At 60.8% G+C, this 17,617-nt stretch carries 17 protein-coding genes; 11 read left to right on the top strand and 6 right to left on the bottom strand.

Going from position 1 to position 17,617, the window contains the following annotated elements; all coding sequences use genetic code 11:
* Window positions 1-145 precede the first annotated feature (145 nt).
* Entirely contained in the window at window positions 146-1,186 is a 1,041-nt protein-coding gene (locus tag H1204_RS39250; RefSeq protein ID WP_180734031.1) for a LacI family DNA-binding transcriptional regulator, read from the bottom strand.
* A gap of 249 nt (window positions 1,187-1,435) precedes the next feature.
* On the opposite strand from H1204_RS39250, the gene H1204_RS39255 reads away from it, so the two are divergent.
* The 6 genes from H1204_RS39255 (at window position 1,436) to H1204_RS39280 (ending at window position 7,593) form a co-directional block, all read left to right on the top strand.
* Complete coding sequence (locus tag H1204_RS39255) at window positions 1,436-2,062, top strand: response regulator (RefSeq protein ID WP_180734032.1); 627 nt, start codon at window positions 1,436-1,438, stop codon at window positions 2,060-2,062.
* Window positions 2,063-2,148: 86 nt separating this feature from the next.
* Window positions 2,149-2,481, top strand: a complete 333-nt coding sequence (locus H1204_RS39260; RefSeq protein WP_243468868.1) for a response regulator — start codon at window positions 2,149-2,151, stop codon at window positions 2,479-2,481.
* A 139-nt stretch (window positions 2,482-2,620) separates the two neighbouring features.
* Window positions 2,621-2,917, top strand: coding sequence for a YtcA family lipoprotein (locus H1204_RS39265; RefSeq protein WP_243468968.1), 297 nt, complete (start codon window positions 2,621-2,623; stop codon window positions 2,915-2,917).
* A 15-nt stretch (window positions 2,918-2,932) separates the two neighbouring features.
* Window positions 2,933-3,985, top strand: a complete 1,053-nt coding sequence (gene mdtN / locus H1204_RS39270; protein WP_180734034.1) for a multidrug transporter subunit MdtN — start codon at window positions 2,933-2,935, stop codon at window positions 3,983-3,985.
* A 9-nt stretch (window positions 3,986-3,994) separates the two neighbouring features.
* Window positions 3,995-6,103: an FUSC family protein gene (locus tag H1204_RS39275; RefSeq protein WP_180734035.1), complete on the top strand. Its 2,109-nt coding sequence runs from the start codon at window positions 3,995-3,997 to the stop codon at window positions 6,101-6,103.
* Between the two features lie 2 nt (window positions 6,104-6,105).
* On the top strand, window positions 6,106-7,593 hold the full coding sequence (locus H1204_RS39280; protein WP_180734036.1) for an MdtP family multidrug efflux transporter outer membrane subunit: 1,488 nt from the start codon (window positions 6,106-6,108) through the stop codon (window positions 7,591-7,593).
* A 36-nt stretch (window positions 7,594-7,629) separates the two neighbouring features.
* On the opposite strand, the gene H1204_RS39285 is transcribed toward H1204_RS39280, so the two are convergent.
* The 3 genes from H1204_RS39285 to H1204_RS39295 all read right to left on the bottom strand — a co-directional run bounded on the left by H1204_RS39285 (window position 7,630) and on the right by H1204_RS39295 (window position 9,851).
* Window positions 7,630-7,980, bottom strand: a complete 351-nt coding sequence (locus tag H1204_RS39285; RefSeq protein ID WP_180734037.1) for a winged helix-turn-helix domain-containing protein — start codon at window positions 7,978-7,980, stop codon at window positions 7,630-7,632.
* 251 nt (window positions 7,981-8,231) lie between these two features.
* On the bottom strand, window positions 8,232-8,618 hold the full coding sequence (locus tag H1204_RS39290; RefSeq protein WP_180734038.1) for a potassium channel family protein: 387 nt from the start codon (window positions 8,616-8,618) through the stop codon (window positions 8,232-8,234).
* 120 nt (window positions 8,619-8,738) lie between these two features.
* Window positions 8,739-9,851, bottom strand: coding sequence for an ATP-binding protein (locus H1204_RS39295; protein WP_243468869.1), 1,113 nt, complete (start codon window positions 9,849-9,851; stop codon window positions 8,739-8,741).
* A 609-nt stretch (window positions 9,852-10,460) separates the two neighbouring features.
* On the opposite strand from H1204_RS39295, the gene H1204_RS39300 reads away from it, so the two are divergent.
* Window positions 10,461-11,858 (top strand): ATP-binding protein, encoded by a 1,398-nt coding sequence (locus H1204_RS39300; protein WP_243468870.1) that lies wholly within the window; start codon window positions 10,461-10,463, stop codon window positions 11,856-11,858.
* Window positions 11,859-12,051: 193 nt separating this feature from the next.
* On the top strand, window positions 12,052-14,097 hold the full coding sequence (locus H1204_RS39305) for an FUSC family protein (RefSeq protein ID WP_180734041.1): 2,046 nt from the start codon (window positions 12,052-12,054) through the stop codon (window positions 14,095-14,097).
* 42 nt (window positions 14,098-14,139) lie between these two features.
* Here H1204_RS39305 and H1204_RS39310 read toward each other — a convergent pair whose 3' ends face one another.
* Together H1204_RS39310 and H1204_RS39315 are read right to left on the bottom strand one after the other, a co-directional pair.
* On the bottom strand, window positions 14,140-14,886 hold the full coding sequence (locus H1204_RS39310; protein ID WP_180734042.1) for an SDR family NAD(P)-dependent oxidoreductase: 747 nt from the start codon (window positions 14,884-14,886) through the stop codon (window positions 14,140-14,142).
* A 30-nt stretch (window positions 14,887-14,916) separates the two neighbouring features.
* Entirely contained in the window at window positions 14,917-15,318 is a 402-nt protein-coding gene (locus tag H1204_RS39315; protein WP_180734043.1) for a nuclear transport factor 2 family protein, read from the bottom strand.
* 154 nt (window positions 15,319-15,472) lie between these two features.
* On the opposite strand from H1204_RS39315, the gene H1204_RS39320 reads away from it, so the two are divergent.
* The 3 genes from H1204_RS39320 (at window position 15,473) to H1204_RS39330 (ending at window position 17,529) form a co-directional block, all read left to right on the top strand.
* Window positions 15,473-16,102 (top strand): TetR/AcrR family transcriptional regulator, encoded by a 630-nt coding sequence (locus H1204_RS39320; RefSeq protein WP_180734044.1) that lies wholly within the window; start codon window positions 15,473-15,475, stop codon window positions 16,100-16,102.
* Between the two features lie 77 nt (window positions 16,103-16,179).
* A complete protein-coding gene (locus tag H1204_RS39325; protein ID WP_180734045.1) occupies window positions 16,180-17,085 on the top strand; it encodes a LysR family transcriptional regulator in 906 nt (301 codons plus the stop codon).
* Window positions 17,086-17,178: 93 nt separating this feature from the next.
* Complete coding sequence (locus tag H1204_RS39330) at window positions 17,179-17,529, top strand: superinfection immunity protein (protein ID WP_243468871.1); 351 nt, start codon at window positions 17,179-17,181, stop codon at window positions 17,527-17,529.
* The last annotated feature ends 88 nt before the right edge of the window (window positions 17,530-17,617 follow it).

Below are 17,617 nucleotides of genomic sequence, written 5' to 3' on the forward strand. Positions count from 1 at the left end.
TGACATGCAGTCCGTCGTCAAACATCGGTTTCTGCACCCCTGCGCCACGGCTCATCACGTGGTCAACGACAGCTGCGTTATGCAAGGTTCGCCGAAACCCCTCGGCTGATGTCACGTTGAACGGCAACCACGTCAAACGCGGTCATCATCGGAATCGGCTCGCAATGTGCTCGGGAATATTCTCCGGCGTTACCACGACAACGGATGACGACGGCGATACCGCCGACGCCGGCAAGAGTCTATGAAAATGCATGACGTGTTGGCACGCCGAGCGCATGTCCTGACGAAGCTCATGATGCAAGATCGCCTGAATCTTGCCTTCTCGCAGAAGTCGGACGTTATCCCTGTCGAGGTCGTGTCCGATAAAGCGAACGGCGTACCGCTGCTTCGCTTCGATTGCCCTGAGAATGGCGACGTTTCCGCCACCCATCGAGTAGACCGCGTCGATTTTCTTGTGTGCGGTAATGACCTTGAGAACCCGCTCTTCAGTGAGCGTGTCAAGACCATGACCACCACTGGCATCGATCAACGTGAGTTGCGGTTGACGCGCCCTCAACGCGCGCCGGAAGCTTATTTCACGTTCTTCTTCGCCGCGGAAGCGCTCGTCGCTCATCGTTATCAAAACGTTTCCCGGCTGCGGAGCCAGCCATTGGGTAATGAGATACGCCGCGGTGGCTCCGGCGACGCGATTGTCGAGCCCGGCATAGGCAATGCGCCCTGACAATGGGATGTCCGTGAAGGTCGTGATGACAGGAATGCCGCTTCGTTGCAGCTCGCCTATCGCTGCTGCGATTTCGGGAACGTCACGCGCCTTCAGAAACACCCCATGGCTGCCTCGTCGTCCAATCGATCGAAGCGTATCGAGGACTTCATCCGTCGTCATCGTCTCGCGCAAGTGGAATCGCGGTCGAAAGACAGCCGGGTGCAGCACCGGCAGTTCGGCTTCGAGCGCGCTTCTTATCTCGTCGGCAAACCGGGCAGGCGCTTCCACGACGACGTCGACAATCAACTTTCGCCCGGTGGTTGCCAGTTGCAGTTCCTGTTTTTCGAGTTCTCTGATGGCCTGCTCAACTCGCTTGCGGGTGTGTTCCCGAACGTGGGCGCGATCATTTAGCACCCGGTCGACAGTTGCGACACCGAGCCCCGCCTGAAGTGCTATCTCCTTGATAAGGAAGCGATGAGCCATACGGCACCTCAAGCCTGATAGATTTTTGATGGATAAATGATACTTCGGACATGGCAACGATTCCATCCGCCCGATGACCCCAGTCGATCGACCTACAGCGTCAAATCCAACGTCGCCATTACATAAACATGTCATGCTGCCTGCGCTTCCGGGCACCGATCCCGGCGGTATAATTTTTCTCCGGCACGACCGCGTGAGCGTCGGCTGTCCGAGGTCAGGGGAGGCGCCTCCTGACAACAGAGGGGTTCCATGGAATCCGCAGGTGAACTGGTGTATCTGGTCGACGACGACGAGCGGGTGCGAGAGGCACTCGCTGCGCTGCTGCGTGCAAACGGAAGAACCGTCCACGCGTTCAACTCCGGCAGAGCGTTTCTCGACACACCGCGCCAGAAAGCCGTTGCATGTCTGATCCTCGATATGAGAATGCCCGGCCTGAGTGGCCTGGACGTCCAGAAGCTCGTCAGCTCGGACGCTCATATTCCCGTCATTTTCATCACGGGGCGAGGCGATGTGCCATCCACGGTGCTGGCCATGAAGGGCGGCGCGGTTGACTTCCTCACCAAGCCCATCGACGAAGACGCGTTGCTCAACGCGATCGATGCGGCACTCGCCAAAGCCCATGTGCTTCGCGCGGAGGCGGCAGATACAGCGGCGCTCCACGCGCTCTATCAATCGCTGACACCTCGTGAGCAGGAACTCTTGCCGTTACTCGTCAGCGGCTTGCTCAACAAGCAGGCTGCGGCTGTCCTTGGTATCACCGAATACACCGTCCAGGTACATCGAGGCCACATAATGAGAAAAATGCGCGCAGATTCATTCGCCACGCTGGTAAGGCAGGCAAGCAGACTGCAGATCGAAGCATCGCCGACACGATAGTCCAGAGCCTGGCGCGAGAGCCAGTTCCGAGTGGGACTCCATGAGCCGGAAAAACAATGTGCGCGTCCGCGGTTCGAACCGTTGCCGTGATTGATGATGACCGTCGCGTCCTGGCGGCTCTGGCCAACCTGCTGGCTTCTGGCGGGTATGGAACGCGGGTTTATGAATCCGCAGTGGATTTCTTTTCCGACGGTTACGCGGGCCTTTTATGTGTTGTCACCGACCTGGGAATGCGGCCCATCGACGGCATTCAGGTGCTCGATAAAACGGTTCAGTCGGGCACCGCCACGCCCGTCATCATTATCACGGGCAAACCGACCGGGCATACGGAAGACTACTATTTGCAGAGAGGCGCATTGGGTTTCTTCCGAAAGCCTGTCGATGGCGACGCGTTGCTAGACCTGCTGGATAGCATTTAAGTAAGCCTTGGGGAACACAGATCGCTGCGCGATTTACATCATTCGTTACTAAGGCGACACTACATATTCATGTAATGCGCGTGGCTTCATTGCCGCGTTATTGTTGCGAACTCGACGCTTTGCCCGGGGGCTGCACGCCTTGAAACGACACGTTCCATTCGCCAAAGACTCACATGCAAAGCGTGCGCGCGGGACGGCGGCGATCGCCGCGGTTCTCGTTTCAGGGTGCGCGAATTCGCCATCCCTCAGCGTACTCGGCGCGTACTTTCCGGACTGGCTGTTCTGTCTCGTCGCGGGCGTGGTGCTCACGGTCGTCGTCCATCTGATTGTCAAACGCTTGCGGGCCGGGCTTGTGTTGTGGCCTGCGGCGGTGGTGTATCCCACGCTTGTCACTTTTCTTTCACTCGCTGTCTGGTTGATGCTGTTCCAACATTGATCTTCAGGTAACGCAATGGCGACAACTGCCAACCGGACAAAGAAGCGCGCATGGCCGGCCATCGTCCTGGTCGTGCTGACGCTGCTATTGGTGGTCTTCGTGATCCGCCAGCTGGAACGCGCGCCGCGTACCGATGACGCCTATGTCTACGCGGATACGATCGACGTCGTACCCGAGGTGAACGGCCGCATCGTCGAATTGCCCGTGCACGACAACCAGGCGGTGAAGCAGGGCGATCTGCTGTTTCGCATCGATCCGCGTCCGTATCAGGATGCGCTGACGCGGGGCAAGGCGTCGCTCGTTGCGCTCGACAGGCAGATCGAGTTGACCCAGCGCACGGTCAACGCGCAGCAGTACAACGCTGAGTCGGTGCGCGCGGCTGTCGAGCGTGCACGCGCCGCAGCCGCTCAGGCGTCCGATACGCTACATCGCATGGAGCCGCTGTTGTCGCACGGTTATGTGTCGGCGGAGGACGTCGACCGTGCGCGCACCGCGCAACGCGCCACGCAGGCCGAACTCAGCGCCGCGCAACTGCAGGCGCAGCAGGCGGCAGCCGCCGTGAGCGGCGTCGATGCGCTGGTTGCGCAACGTGCCGTTGTCACGGCGGAAATCTCGCTTGCGGAACTGAATCTGGAGTATGCGACGGTGCGAGCGCCTTTCGACGGACGCATCGTGTCGTTGAAGACGGCGACGGGCCAGTTTGCAACGGCGCTCAAACCGGTCTTCACGTTGATCGATACGCGCCACTGGTACGTGGTCGCGAACTTTCGTGAGACGGAACTCAAGGGCATCAGGACGGGGACGCCAGCGACGGTGTATCTGATGAGCGATACGGATCAGCGCTTTCGGGGCACCGTCGATTCGATCAGTTATGGCATCGCGTCCGACGAAGCCGGTCTCGCCTTGCCCGGCGGATTGCCGCGCATTCAACGCACGCTTAACTGGGTTCATGTGTCACAGCGGTTTCCGGTCAAGATCCTTGTAGATGATCCAAACCCCGAGCTGTTCCGCGTCGGCACGTCGGCGGTGGCGGTGCTGCACCCGGGCAACGACGGCGAACGCCATTGAGGAGCGCCCATGGCCGCCGCCGACTACTTGCCGCCGATGCCCGTTATGCTGCGCAATGCAGGCGATTTCCTGACACGCGAGCTTGCGCCTTTTCCTGGTCGGCTCAACGTGATGTTGCGTTGCATGTTGACGAGCGCAATCGTGATCGTCGCTTCGATGGCGCTCGAAGTGCCGGAGCTTCCGCTGTCACTGCTGGTGGTGTTTTACGTCACACAGGCGAACGTGGTGGTGACGCGGCTGGTCGGCATCATGTTCATGCTCGGATCGACGCTCGCCATTGGCCTGTCGATCCTGCTGCTGAAATTCACATTCGACTACCCGTTGCTGCGCATCGTCGTTGCGAGTGCGGTGTTTTTCGGCAGCGTGTATTTGCTGCGCGTTCTGAAGATCGGCGTGGTGTTTTTCATCGTCGCCATCGTCGTGATCTATGTGCAGAGCTTCGTGGACCAGACGGATCAGGCCGACCTGCTGATTCGCGCGGTGTTGTGGGTATGGGTCGCCGTCAACTACCCGATCGCGCTGGCGCTCGTGGTCAATACGCTGCTGTTGCCCGCCGAACCGCAGTTGCAGCTCAAGACGGAAATCCATCGGCAGCTTGCGGCGCTCGACATGCGGCTGACGCAACTGATCGACAACACCCCGAACCTCACGCCGATCACGCTAGCCGCCGTCCAGCAAGGCGCGCTGACCCTGCAAAAGCTGCTGCGGTTCACGACGATGCGAGATGCGCATTATCGTGAGCATCAGGCGTCGCAGCTTGCACTCATCGCGACCGTGTCGCGTCTGTATCGCGGCGCGAGCGAGTTGCCCGATACATGGCCGGCGCCTTCGCCGGCGCGGCGTGCGATGTTGTCCGAGTTGCGGGCGAACGTCCGGGCACTCGACGAAGCGGTGATGTCGGGCGAACCGTATCGTCACGTGAGCACCGCGACGCCGGAAGAACACAATGCCGCCGACACGATTCCTGCCGCAGGCGAGTTGCAGCGCGCGCTGCATGCATACGCGGATCTCACCGCGCGGGGTGCGGAGACGGGCAAACCGGCCGCGGACGAGCCGATGGTGGCGCCCGACGCATGGACGAACCCCGCATACCTGCGCTTTTCGTTGAAGACGCTGCTTGCGGTGCTGGCCTGCTACGTTTTCTACAACGCGGTCGACTGGCAGGGCATACACACGATCATGCTGACCTGCGTGATCGTCGCGCTGCCGAGCCTCGGCGCATCGACGCAGCGTGCGCTACTGCGGCTGACGGGGGCCGCGATTGGCAGTGCGCTGGCGCTCTTCATGGTGGTGTTCGTCATTCCTCATCTCGACGATATCGTCGGCTTGCTGTTGATCACGCTGCCCGTCGCCGCGCTCGGGGCATGGATATCGGCGGGATCGGAGCGGATCGGCTACGCCGGCATCCAGGTGATATTCACGTTCTCGCTCGCCGTCCTCGGGCAGTTCGGTCCGACCACGAACCTGACTGAAATCCGCGACCGGATGGTGGGCATTCTGCTGGGCGTCGGTGTGGCGACCTTTGTGCAGATGTCGTTCTGGCGGGAAGGCGAGGGCGACGCGTTGCGGCAGAGACTCGCAACCATGTTGCGCGCGATTGCCGCACAACTGCGCACGCCCACCGACGAAGCGGCGGATGAATTGCCGTATGCGCAGCGCCAGTTGCAGGCATGGGCGGTATTGGCCGACTGCGAGGCGACGCTCGCGCGTGTCGCACTCGAGCCCGGCTGGCAGGAAGCCGAGCATGCGCAATGGACATTGCGCGCCCAAACCGTGCTCGCGCAGGGACGCGAGATCATGCTGGCAGGCGATGCGCTGCGCAGTACGCTGGGCGCGCAAGCGGCAGCGTCGAGCTCGCAAACGCTCGATGCCGTGCGCTCGACGCAAGAACAGGCGCGCATCGAACTCAACCGGTATGCGGACGAGCTTGCGGCCAGCCCGCCCGACGCCCGCGCGCCGCGACGCAGCGAGATCGCTGCACAAGCGGTCGAAGCAGCCGATAGACCGCTCATCGCCGCAGCGGACGAACTGTCGCGGCAAGTCGCGGGGTTGCCGGACTGGCGCGCCGAGGTACAGGACGGGGCGTCCGTTGCGGCGCCCTCATCACAGCCCATATGAACATGAATCAGCGATCGGTTTTGCGTGATGGGCGGTGGCGTCGACGCGTGCTATGCGCGGCGTGGCTATCGTCTGCGCTGTCGGGGTGCGCGCTGATCCATCACGACAGTGCGCCCTATACGGAGGTTGCCCCTGAACAGATCAATCTCGCTGACGACATCCATCTCGCGCGCGATGGCTGGCCCGCCGCGCGCTGGTGGACGCGCTACGGCGATGCGCAACTCGACGCGCTGATCGATCAGGCGCTCGCCAACGCACCGACGATGGTGATTGCGCGCACGCGCGTCGCGCAGGCCAGATCGGATGTCGAGTTGGTCAGCGCGGGGACGGGCTTGCAGGTGGTCGCGCTGGCATTGCTGGATCGCGAGCATGTTTCCGCAAACGGCTTTCTTGGCCCGTTCGCACAGAACGAACCGGCTTTGGGTCTGACGGGGCCGTGGTACACCGAGGGCGTTGTCGGGCTGGGTGCAAGCCTCAATGTCGATCTCTGGGGCAAGCAGCGTGCGCAGGTCGCCGCGTCGCTCGGCGTGAGTAATGCACGGCTCGCCGAGACGTCCGCCGTCGAACTCGAAATCTCGGCGGATGTCGCGCAGCTTTACTACGGCATTCAAACGACTTATCAACTCATCGATCTGCTGAACGAATTGCACGAGACCGCGGAGTTCGCAGTACAGGCACATGAGGCGCGTGCCGCACGCGGCCTCGAAGCGCGCACCTTGCTTGAAGAAGCGCGAGCGCAGCAACTGGCCGTCGAGCGGCAGATCGTGTCGGCGCAAGCGCAGATCAAGCAGTTTCGCGAATCGATGCGGGCGCTGGTCGGCGCGGGCCCCGATGGTCTGCCCGCCATCGAGCCCGTCGCGCTGCCGCGCTCGCAGGCTGCGTTGCCGCCGGCGCTATCGTATGAACTGCTGGCCCGGCGCCCCGATCTGCAGGCGATGCGCTGGTATGTCGAGTCGTCGTTCGACCGGATCGATGCGGCCAAGGCGGCGTTCTATCCGAGCTTCGACATCAAGGCGTTCTTCGGCGTCAATGCCTTGCACCTCGCCGACCTTTTCACGCATGCGAGCCAGCAGATCAATCTGATTCCGGGCCTGTATCTGCCCATCTTCGACGGCGGCCGGCTGAACGCGAACCTTGGCGGCGCGCGCGAGGGGAGCAACCTGTTGATCGAGCAGTACAACCAGGCCGTCCTCAACGCCGTGCGCGATGTCGCGCAGACGGGCAGCCGCCTGCAGGCGCTCGATGCCCAGACGGAACTGCAGAAGCAGCGGATCGAATCGATTGCGTTCACGAGGGACAGCGTCGAAGCGCATTATCAACGCGGACTGACGAGCCGGCTCGCGGCGCTTCAGGCACGCCAGCCCGTGATCGCCGAACAGGTTGCGCTGCTGGAGCTTCGCGGGCAGACGCTCAGTCAGGAGATCGCCTTGACCAAGGCGCTCGGCGGCGGCTATCGCGCTGCTGCGCCTGTCGAATTGAAGCCGCGTTGAGCCGCGCGTGCCGATGCACTTCAAAACACAAAACGGCTAACTTGCAGACCGCATCAACTGGGCATTCGCGACGAGCATTGGAACCAGATAAGCCGGCTGGACCGGTCGTAACAGGCGGTAGCCGCGCCCAGGCACAGATACGAGCAACTTGCGGTGTTCGCCCATCATTTTGCGGATCATGCAGATGTGAACACGAAGATTGTTTTCAGCGACCACCGTGTGCGGCCAGACCCGGTCTGTGAGTTTTTCCTTTGTCACCAGCGCGCCATTTGCTTCGATAAGCACGAGCAATACATCCATCGCTCTGCAACCCAGTTCGACAGGAACACCGTTGACGAACACTTCTCTACGGTCCGGGAACACAGTCAGGCTTTCGATGCGAATCATGGTGTTGCATATCCGATTGGTTGAGACTTGGGCGGCCCGTTGACGGCATGTACATGCCCGGGATATCAGACTGATGCGTGCCCGCGCGTTCCTCGGTTGTCCCTGTATCGCTTCCAGACTCGTAAAGGATTCGTCCGGTTCGAAGCGTAAGGCTACAGATGATAGGCGGCAGTCCGAAGGACGGCTATTACATGAATCTGGAATCCGCCGGGCTCTGGAGAGCAAGGGAAAAGAAAGGGACCGTGTAGGGTTCAGCGCGGTCGCAGGCCAGCTCGTTGAGCCGCTACCTGAATGCCGTAGACCGTGGAGCCCGTTGTCACTCCCGTCATCAATACGCCGAGCAAACCCAGTAAAACCGCGATGATCCGACCAAGCGTGGTGGTCGGCACGACATCACCGTAGCCGATGGTCAGCGCAGTGACCGCGCAAAAATACAGTGTCTCGCCCAGCGATGAGTGGACGCGCGTGGCCATATTGACGGCTCCCCCACCGTAGTACATTGCGATCGACAAAACGAAGAAAAGCACGATCATGATGGCCAGAATGCTGCGCAGGTGCCAGAAAACTTTCGAGACTTCAACAACTGCATCGTGCGGCGAGAGGCGGACGTGAAGATCGTCCTTGATGTCACTGTTCATGGTTCTTGAAACTATCAGGTTAATTTGAACGCTCTTCGAGAGCGCGCCGTAGAAAGCAATGCTCTTCGCGCGAAATAGACTGGAGTTCGCGAGAGAGCAGACGCCGGAAAGCCGTCTCCACTATTTAAACGGCGGCAGCGTAACGACAAAGATCGCGCCGTAATCGGGGTTGTTGCTGACAGAAATTTCGCCGCTGTGAGCTTCGACGATCGAGCGGCAGCTTGAAAGAGCCAGGCCGATGGCCGGCTCTCTCGTGGTAACGAACGGGTCGAATATCGAACTTATCTGTTCACATGCGATTCCGGGCCCATTATCGGCCACCGAGAATGCTACGGCACCCACTTCAGTGGCCCACGTCGAAATGACAATTTGAGCAGGTCTGTCTTTTATCGCGGTCATCGCGTGTAGAGCGTTCTGCGTGAGGTTGAGGAATACCTGCTGAAGCCTCGTAGCGTTAGCCAATGTATCCGGAAGTGACGGGGATAGACGGAGTTCGAGCGTTCCGCCGCAATCTGCCACCTGGCGTCTGATGATTGGGATGATTTCCCGGATGACGTCGTTCATTGCCGTAGGTGTGAGTGGTGGTAGCGAGCGCTGGCAGCGTTCGTGAATCCGTACCATGATGGCGGACGCACGCCAGCCGTCGCTCGTCATCCGCTCGATGCAACCCTGGACTTCATGCTTCGGCGGATCGTCCTGATGCAGCCAGCGCAGCCCCGCGTTGCCATTCAATACGATTGCCGATAACGGCTGGGCAATCTCATGCGTAATCGAGGCGCTCAGTTCTTCAAGTGTGCTGAGATGCATCTCTTCGATGAGGAATGCTCGAATGTCGACGCTGTCGGCCGGAACTTGTGCGTTCCCGCCCGTGATTGGGCTATTGGGTGAAGCGAGCGCGGTATTCGCCGATTTCATTTCCATGACGATCGCGTTGAGTTTGCGTAGGCGATGTATAAGCAGCGCGAGCGCAAGCGAAGACGGGAGGAACCCCGCGATAGCGAGGATCGTGTGCGTGCTGATTCGCTCCGATGCATCGAATGGTGCAAGAAGCAGCACGGCAAAGCACGTATTTGCAGCCAGCACGAACACGGCTGACGATACATGTCTCGCGAAAGCAGAGAATAAACCGACTGCCGCGAGAAAGGCGACGACGACAAATGCGTCGCCAGGCTGACAGAGCCAGTTCAAATACGAGCTCGCGGCCAGCATCTCCTCGCCCGCAAACCAGTCCATTGCCGCCGACGCTATGGCTAACATAGATGAAGTTTATTTTTTAGGGCTGCCGTTCCGATGGAAGCAAGCCCATCAGATGATCTCCTACCGGCGCACATCACTGTCAACAATCGTGTCAGTTCGCAGCGCCTGCTATCGATGGTAGTTCGCAGGAGGTTGGCTCGCCATTACATGAAACTGGAGTCGCCTCGAATCTTCGAACGAGACCTGGCGCTGGCGTAGAACCTGGTGTGGTCCAACAAGACCGAGGTCCAGCGCACGCTTGCCGCCATCCCCCGTCGATTGCGCGCGTCTCCCCTATAAGGGGGATGGCGGGCCGCGTTGCGCCGCGAGACTATGGAGTTACCGGATGCAGATCGAAGCGCTCCCAGCGCGGGCCGCGCGCCTTTCGATCCCCGCCGGGCGGCTGACTGAGGCTTCGCCGGGAACGGCTCGTTTCGCGCCACACGATACGCCGCATTGAATCGCATCGCAGAGTGTCAGGCGGGAACCGTTCGGTGCGCAGCCGTAGAAGCCGCTGCGCCGGCGCTGCTTGTTAGTCGACATCGTGCGCCCGTTACCGATAGATAAATTGCCGTGCTAGCCAAAGTACCCAAACTCAGCGACCCCTTGCGAGAAAAAACCGCCTCCCTCGCTGCCGATCTGACCGATGTCGGCGAGCGCACGCTCGCGACACTGACACCGCTCGACGGATACCGGTTGCTGCCGCCAGCCGCCAAAGAGGATGTTCACGAATCCGTCGCGCTGTCCGCCAAAGTATGGTTCGAGACGCTGTTGTCGGGCGAACCTCCGTCCGCGCAGCATATGAACGTGTTTCGGGAAATCAGCCAGAGACGCGAGCCTCAACGCGTGCCGCTGCAGAGCCTGCTTCAGGCGTTGCGCCTCGGCTTGCGGGAAATCTGGAGCACCTACGTCGCGCTGGGAGAACTGGACGAGCATATCGGCAAAGAACTTCTGGTCGACGTCTCGCTGTACCTCTTCGATTACTTCGATCTCGTCGCGCAGATCATCGTCCACGCTTATCTGGCGGAGCAATATCGGCAGCCGGGGTGGACGGAACTGGCCGTCGCAATCGAGGAGGGCGCCCGCCAATCCGACAACGTGCGGCACCATCTCGTCGCGCTGCTCGGGCAGTTGTCGAACGAGCCGCATCTGTTGTCGAGGCTGGCGCCCAGCCACGCGCGAGGGCAACGCAGTGCCGAAGCGGCGGGTGCGCAAGTGATGAAGTTCTTTGGTATCGATGTCGATATCGATGACAGCGCAGAGGTCGCGAAGGCTTTGCGTGACGCGCAGGAAAAGCTTTCACAGGCGTCACGGCTCGCGGCTGTCGCCGAACTGTCCGCCTCCATTGCTCACGAACTCAATCAGCCCCTCCAGGCCGTCGTCGCGCATGGGCGTGCATGTTTGCGGTGGCTCGCTGCGACACCGCCCAGGATCGAGGAAGCCAGACTTTCCGCCGAGCACGTTGTCCGCGACGCAAATGCCGCAGCTGACGTAGTGAGCCGCATCCGGGCCCTCTTCAGGCATGCAGCCCCGCAAAAGGTGGATCTCGACATCAACAAGCTGATCCTTCAGGTATGCACGCTGATGGCCGACGATATCCAGCGCAACGCGATTTCGCTAGAAACGATCCTGTACGAAGACGTGCCGAAGATCTGCGCCGACGCGGTTCAGATTCAGCAGGTGCTCGTGAACCTCGTGCGCAACGCAATCGAAGCGTTAGCGACAACGGAGGAACGGCCGAAGCTGCTGATAATCCGCTCGCGTCGCGATGCGGATAGTGTGGTGATCGACGTGGAAGATCGTGGCACGGGGCAGGTGGACTTCGAGAGAATCTTCGAGCCGTTCATTACCACGAAGAAAACAGGGATGGGCATGGGCCTGGCGATCTGCCGGTCCATCGTCGAAGTACACGCTGGCCGGATCTGGGCGGCGCGCAATGTGTCCCGTGGCGTAACATTCAGCTTCACGCTTCCGATAGAGCGTTCGACCGCAACAGCACGTTAACGGTGGCTGTCGGTACCGGGCGCCCTCGCATCAGACGAACCGCATGGCCGCGCCCTTTGCGGCATCGACGCGTTCGCGTCCTATGCGATCGTCCAGGCAGACTTCGAAGAAACGCGGGACACTGTGGGTCGTTCTACTGCGAGCCTGGACGATCTGCCGGGCGAGAGATTGACCCCTCACGCGATTTGTTCCGATGAATTTCCCTTCGCTGCGCGACTGGATTTTTTCGCTAAAGACCTTTCTTGCAGGGATGCTCGCGCTTTACATCGCGTTCTGGTTCGATCTTCCGAGGCCGTACTGGGCGCTGGCATCCGTCTATATCGTGTCGAACCCGTTCGTCGGTGCCACGAGGTCGAAGGCGCTGTACCGCGTGATCGGTACCGTGCTTGGCGCGCTCGCTTCCGTTGCCCTCGTGCCGCCTTTCGCGGAGACGCCTTATCTGTTGAGCGCAGCGATAGCGTTATGGACGGGCGTCTTCGTCTACATTTCGATCTCGACGCGAGCGGCACGCAGCTACGTTTTCCTGTTGGCCAGCTATTCGCTCTCCGTCATCGCGCTTCCGGCGCTATCGAACCCGCTGAGCATCTTCGATGTGGCCGTGGCGCGAACTGAAGAGATCACGCTCGGCATCGTCTGCGCGAGCATCGTCGGTAGCGTTTTGTTTCCGAGCCGGCTGGCGCCGACGCTGATCGAGCGAACCGATTCATGGTTCCGCGACGCGACGCTTTACGCGAAAGAGTCGCTGGCGGGCCGGGCCGTGGGCGCGCTCGTGTCGGGAAGCCGCCAGAAGATGGCGACGAGTGTGCGCGGCTTCGAATTCCTGTTGAGCCAGTTGGCCTACGATCACGTCAGCCCGGCGATTCTCGCTCGCAGCGAGGAAATGCAAGGCCGGATGCAACTGATACTGCCCATCACCTCGGCACTCGCAGACATCATTGCGGCTGCGCAGAAAACGGAGCCCGGCGTTGCGGCTGGCCTGAACGAACTGCTGCGCGATACCTGCCGCTGGATGGACGCGTCGCTTGGCGAAGACCCCGAGCGCGGCGCGCCGCTATTGCGGATGCGTATCGCGCAACTGGACCCGGCCCGCAACGAACTGACGACGTGGCAGGCGGCACTGTTATCCAGCGCGCTGTCGCGGTTGCGGCAAGTGGTGGATCTGTGGGCCGATTGCCGGAGCTTGCGCGACATGATCGTTCACAAAAAAGCGAACTGGCGACCGCGGTTTCGTCATTGGCGGGTCGGCACGCGTCACGCTTTTCTCGACCGTGGTCTTGCCTTGTTCTCCGCCAGTTCCGCCGCGCTGGTCATCTTCGTTTCGTCGAGCATCTGGATTGCTTCGGGTTGGCAGGACGGGGCAGCGGCCGTATCGCTGGGCGCTATCGGTGTCTGCTTTTTCGCCGCGCTCGACGAGCCCGTGCCCATGATGATTACCTTTCTGAAGTGCGCGACGACGGGCGTCGTCATTTCAGCGTTCTATCTGTTTGTCGTGTTGCCGAGTGGCCAGGACTTCGGCTTGCTGGTCATCTTCTTCTCATTCGTGTTTGTGCCGCTCGGCTTGTTGATGCCGCGTCCGAAATGGGCGTTGATATCGACGCTCGTAGCGTTGACGACGGCCACTTTTCTTGGCATCGACAGCGCCTATGACGCCAACATCCTGAGCTTTCTGAATGCGAATCTCGCGGGGCTGGCCGGTGTGATGTTCGCTTCGGTGATGACGGGCGTGATCCGCCCGTTCGGAACGGATGCGGCGACGGCACGGCTCACCCGGTCCAGCTGGCGGGACGTCGTTCTCAGCGCGTCCGCGTTGTCGATCGATCAGCAGCGCGATCTGAACGCTCGCATGCTCGACCGGCTCGTGCAACTGATTCCGCGCGTGGCGCCGAGCGAAGACGACAAGCATCCTTCGACGGAAAGCCTGCGCGACATGCGCGTTGCGCTCAACACACTCGACCTGCGCAGACTTTCGGGGAAGTTTTCCGGGGAGTTGCCCATCGTGTTGAATCGGGTGCTCGACGATGTGCGGTCGTACTATGAACGATGCCTCGAATCGGGCGATCGGCAACGCTTGCCACCGACGCTCGAAGCCGACGTCGATGCCGCCATCGAGCGGATCCTCGCAGACTTCGCGGCCGATCCCGGTGCGCCTGGCTACAAGCTGCGCAAAGGCGCGCTGCATGCGCTGATCGGACTCAGGCTGTCGCTGTTTCCAGCTACGAAACCTGGCCGCGCGACCTGACGCGAGTGCCCGATGGTGCTCGATGGCGGTAAGTGGTTGCGATCAACCGGCCGCGAACAGGTCGTTGAACTCGTTGACCCACGCGTGCTCGCCGGGGCCCGGATTGGCGCGCATCGACACGGCGGGACCCACGAGGATTTCGTTGGCATCGGTGCCCAGTTGCTCGATTGCGCCTTCGATGAACGTATCGAGCGGCATCGCGCGTTCTTCTTCGGTGCTGTTCAGCAACTCCGTGCGAACCCACGGCGGCGCGATTTCAATGAACGAGACCGTGCTGTCACGAAGCAGATAGCGCTGCGACAGCGTGTACGAATGCAATGCGGCCTTGGTCGCGCTGTACACCGCTGCGATAGCAAGCGGCACGAAACCCAATACGGAAGTCACGTTCGCGACGACTGCATCGTCGCGCGTCTTCAGATGCTCGATCAGTGCGGACGTCATGCGGATCGGCCCAAGCAGATTCGTATCGACGGTCGTGCGCATCAGGTCGTCGTCGACGGGACCTTGCGCGCCATCGGGATACATGACGCCGGCGTTGTTGATCAGCACGTTGAGGTCGGGATAGTCGGCAATCAGCCTGGCGGCAACGACCTGAACGTCCGCGGGATTGTTGATGTCGAGCGACACCGCGCGCATGCCGGGATTCGCATCGATGGTCGCCTGCAGACGCTCGGCGCGCCTGCCCGAAATGATGACCTGGTTGCCGCGCTTGTGCAGCGCCTCGGCCAGTCCGCGGCCGATGCCCGAGCCGCCGCCCGTGATGAAGATAGTGTTGCCTGTGAGTTTCATGTTTGACTCGCTGTGAAGTGAAGGTTGCTGTTAGCGCGGAAAGCGGGTGCCGAACATCGGCAGGCCGCTCTTCGATTCGGATTGGGTGGCTTCGTCCTGCAACACGTCCCAGTGCTCGGCCAGCACGCCGTTCTCGATGCGCAGGATGTCCGCAGCGATCCATGCGACGGGACGTCCGTGACCGGAAAAGCGGCCATGAACGATCACGTAGTCGCCGTCGGCGACGATCACGCCGGGTTCGTATCGCAACGTCGGGGGCAATGTCCTGATCAGGTTGAACAGACCATCGCGGCCCGGCTCGATATGCGCGCTGTGCTGGATGTAATCCGGCGACCAGAACCGCTCGGCGGCCACGTAGTCGCGCTGGTTGAAAAGCGTGTCGAATGCTTCGAGCACGAGGGCCTTGTTGGTTGCTTCGGTGGGGTGGGTCATGAATATTTCCTGTCCAGTTTGAAGAATTCACCGAAAACACAATGGTGATTGACATTGAGTTTGGGTGATTTGCCGGTTGAAGTCAATGGTGGTCACCATTGTATTTTTCGAAGGACGCTATAATTGAGGCGACAACGGCGTGGAGCATCGAACGATGGGAGTCTCGAAACAAAAGGCGGTGGAGAACCGCAAGGCCATCATTGCGGCCTCGGAGAAACTGTTCCGTGAGCATGGGATCGACGGCGTGGGCCTGAGCGCGCTGATGAAGGCCGCGGGTTTTACGCAGGGCGGGTTCTACAACCACTTCGAATCGAAGGAGGCGCTCGCGGCAGAAGTCGTGTCGAGCGCGATGGACAAGGCCAACCGCGACCTGAAGGAAGCGATCGCGGCGCCCATCACGCGGGGCGGCAACCGGTTGAAGCGGCAGGTGGATTTCTACCTGTCCGGCACGCATTGCGACGACATTGAGCAGGGCTGCGCGGTCGCCGGGCTGACTGCGGACGTTCGACGTCTCGGCACTGAGGCGCAATCGAATTTTGCAAGCGGCCTCGAAACCATGTTCGAAACGTTGACGGCGCTCGTCGCCGAACAGCGCGACGAAAGCGTCGACGCTGACGAAGCGCGCCGCGAGGCGATTGCGTTCTACAGTGAGATGGTGGGCGCGCTTATCCTGTCGCGGGCGGTCGGCGGGGCGGACCCCCGGCTCGGCGAGGAAATATTGAAGGCGAGCCGGCAGGCGTTGCTCAGGAATTTCGCGCTGGAAGGCGGGCCGCGCAAGCGCTGACGTATGCGGTGCAGGCGCGTAATAGTGCCGAAACGGCTTCCGGGGTACTATCGCTGCACCTATAGCGAGATTTCCCCATGGACTACGTTGAAAGCCTGCGCGTTTTCCGGTCAGTGGTCGAATTGAAAAGCTTCGCGCGAGCAGCCGACATGCATGGCATGGCCAGGCCGGCGGTGTCGCGGGCCATCTCGGCGCTGGAGGAGCGCGTAGGTTGCCGGCTGCTGCACCGGACAACGCGCCAGGTATCGCTTACCGAGGCAGCCGAGCGATTCTATGAAGGCTGCGTGCGCATACTCGATGATCTGGACGCACTCGAAGCGGACGTCGGCAACCAGACAACAGAGGCGGGCGGCGTGCTGCGCCTCGTCGCCCATACGACTGCCACGATGGAGCGCCTCGTCCCGCTGATTGCCGAATTCAAACGCGCACACCCGAAAGTCACGCTGGACCTCACGCTAACCGAGCGCCCCGTCGACCTCGTGGCCGACGGCTACGATCTCGGCATCGTGGTGCCTTATATGTTGACGAGCGAGACGACCGTGGTGCGGTTGCTCGAGCGGATTCCCTTCATCATCGTCGCGACACCGCAGTATCTGCAACGGGCGTCCACGCCGAAGCATCCGTCGGAACTGGCCAATCATCTCTTCGTGGCGATGTCGCCTTCGCTTCGACGACCGAGCGTCGGCTTTCGGCTCGAAAACGAGGAGCTGACGATTCCCCTTCATTTCGACGTGTCGTCGAACAGCCCCGCGTTCAACCGGGAAATGGTGCTGCAGGGTTTCGGCATTGGAATCGTGCCCGTTTCGCTCATCGAGAACGAACTGGCGTCCGGCACGCTCGTTCGTCTGCTCGCGGATTTTGAGCTCGCCGACATTGGCATCGAGATCCGCCTGGCTTACAGCAACCGGACGCTACTGCCCGCCAAGGTGCGCGCATTCATTGACCACGCGACGGATTTTTTCGAACGTACGGCGCCGCGCTGACGGAACGTAGGACGGCCGTCCCCCCAATTGCGCCGGTACGCGTCCGGCCACGGCTGCATTGATTGATGTACCTGGAAACAACAGTTTGATGGTGTGACAGGCATCGATTCCCACACATCGTTTGGCTATTCTGTGCGCATGCACTTTCAAGTGCTTTTTCTTGAAGTCGAGCGTTATCAGAACAGGTGCCAGATGCACATATTCATGTCTTACGTATTGATCGCAATCGGTGTGGGCGTTTATTTCACACCTTCAATGATCGCCCGTCGCAGGCTGAAGCAGGAAGCGGCCCGTGTCCTACTCCTCAATCTCGTCCTTGGATGGACCATAGCGGGATGGATCGGTGCACTTAGCTGGGCGACGAAATCTTTCGGCACCGATTTGCGCAGCGCTGAAAACGCTGCACGGTTGAAGCGTCGCTCGCTTGAGGCGGAGCGCGACTGAAGCAAGGCTGCCAGCGAGCCGGCAGATGTAATTTAAATACTAAGGATGCCGAATATAAAAAGAACACGGTGTCACAGACTATCCCGTA

The sequence above is a fragment of the Paraburkholderia sp. PGU19 genome (assembly GCF_013426915.1).
Classification (GTDB): Bacteria; Pseudomonadota; Gammaproteobacteria; order Burkholderiales; family Burkholderiaceae; genus Paraburkholderia.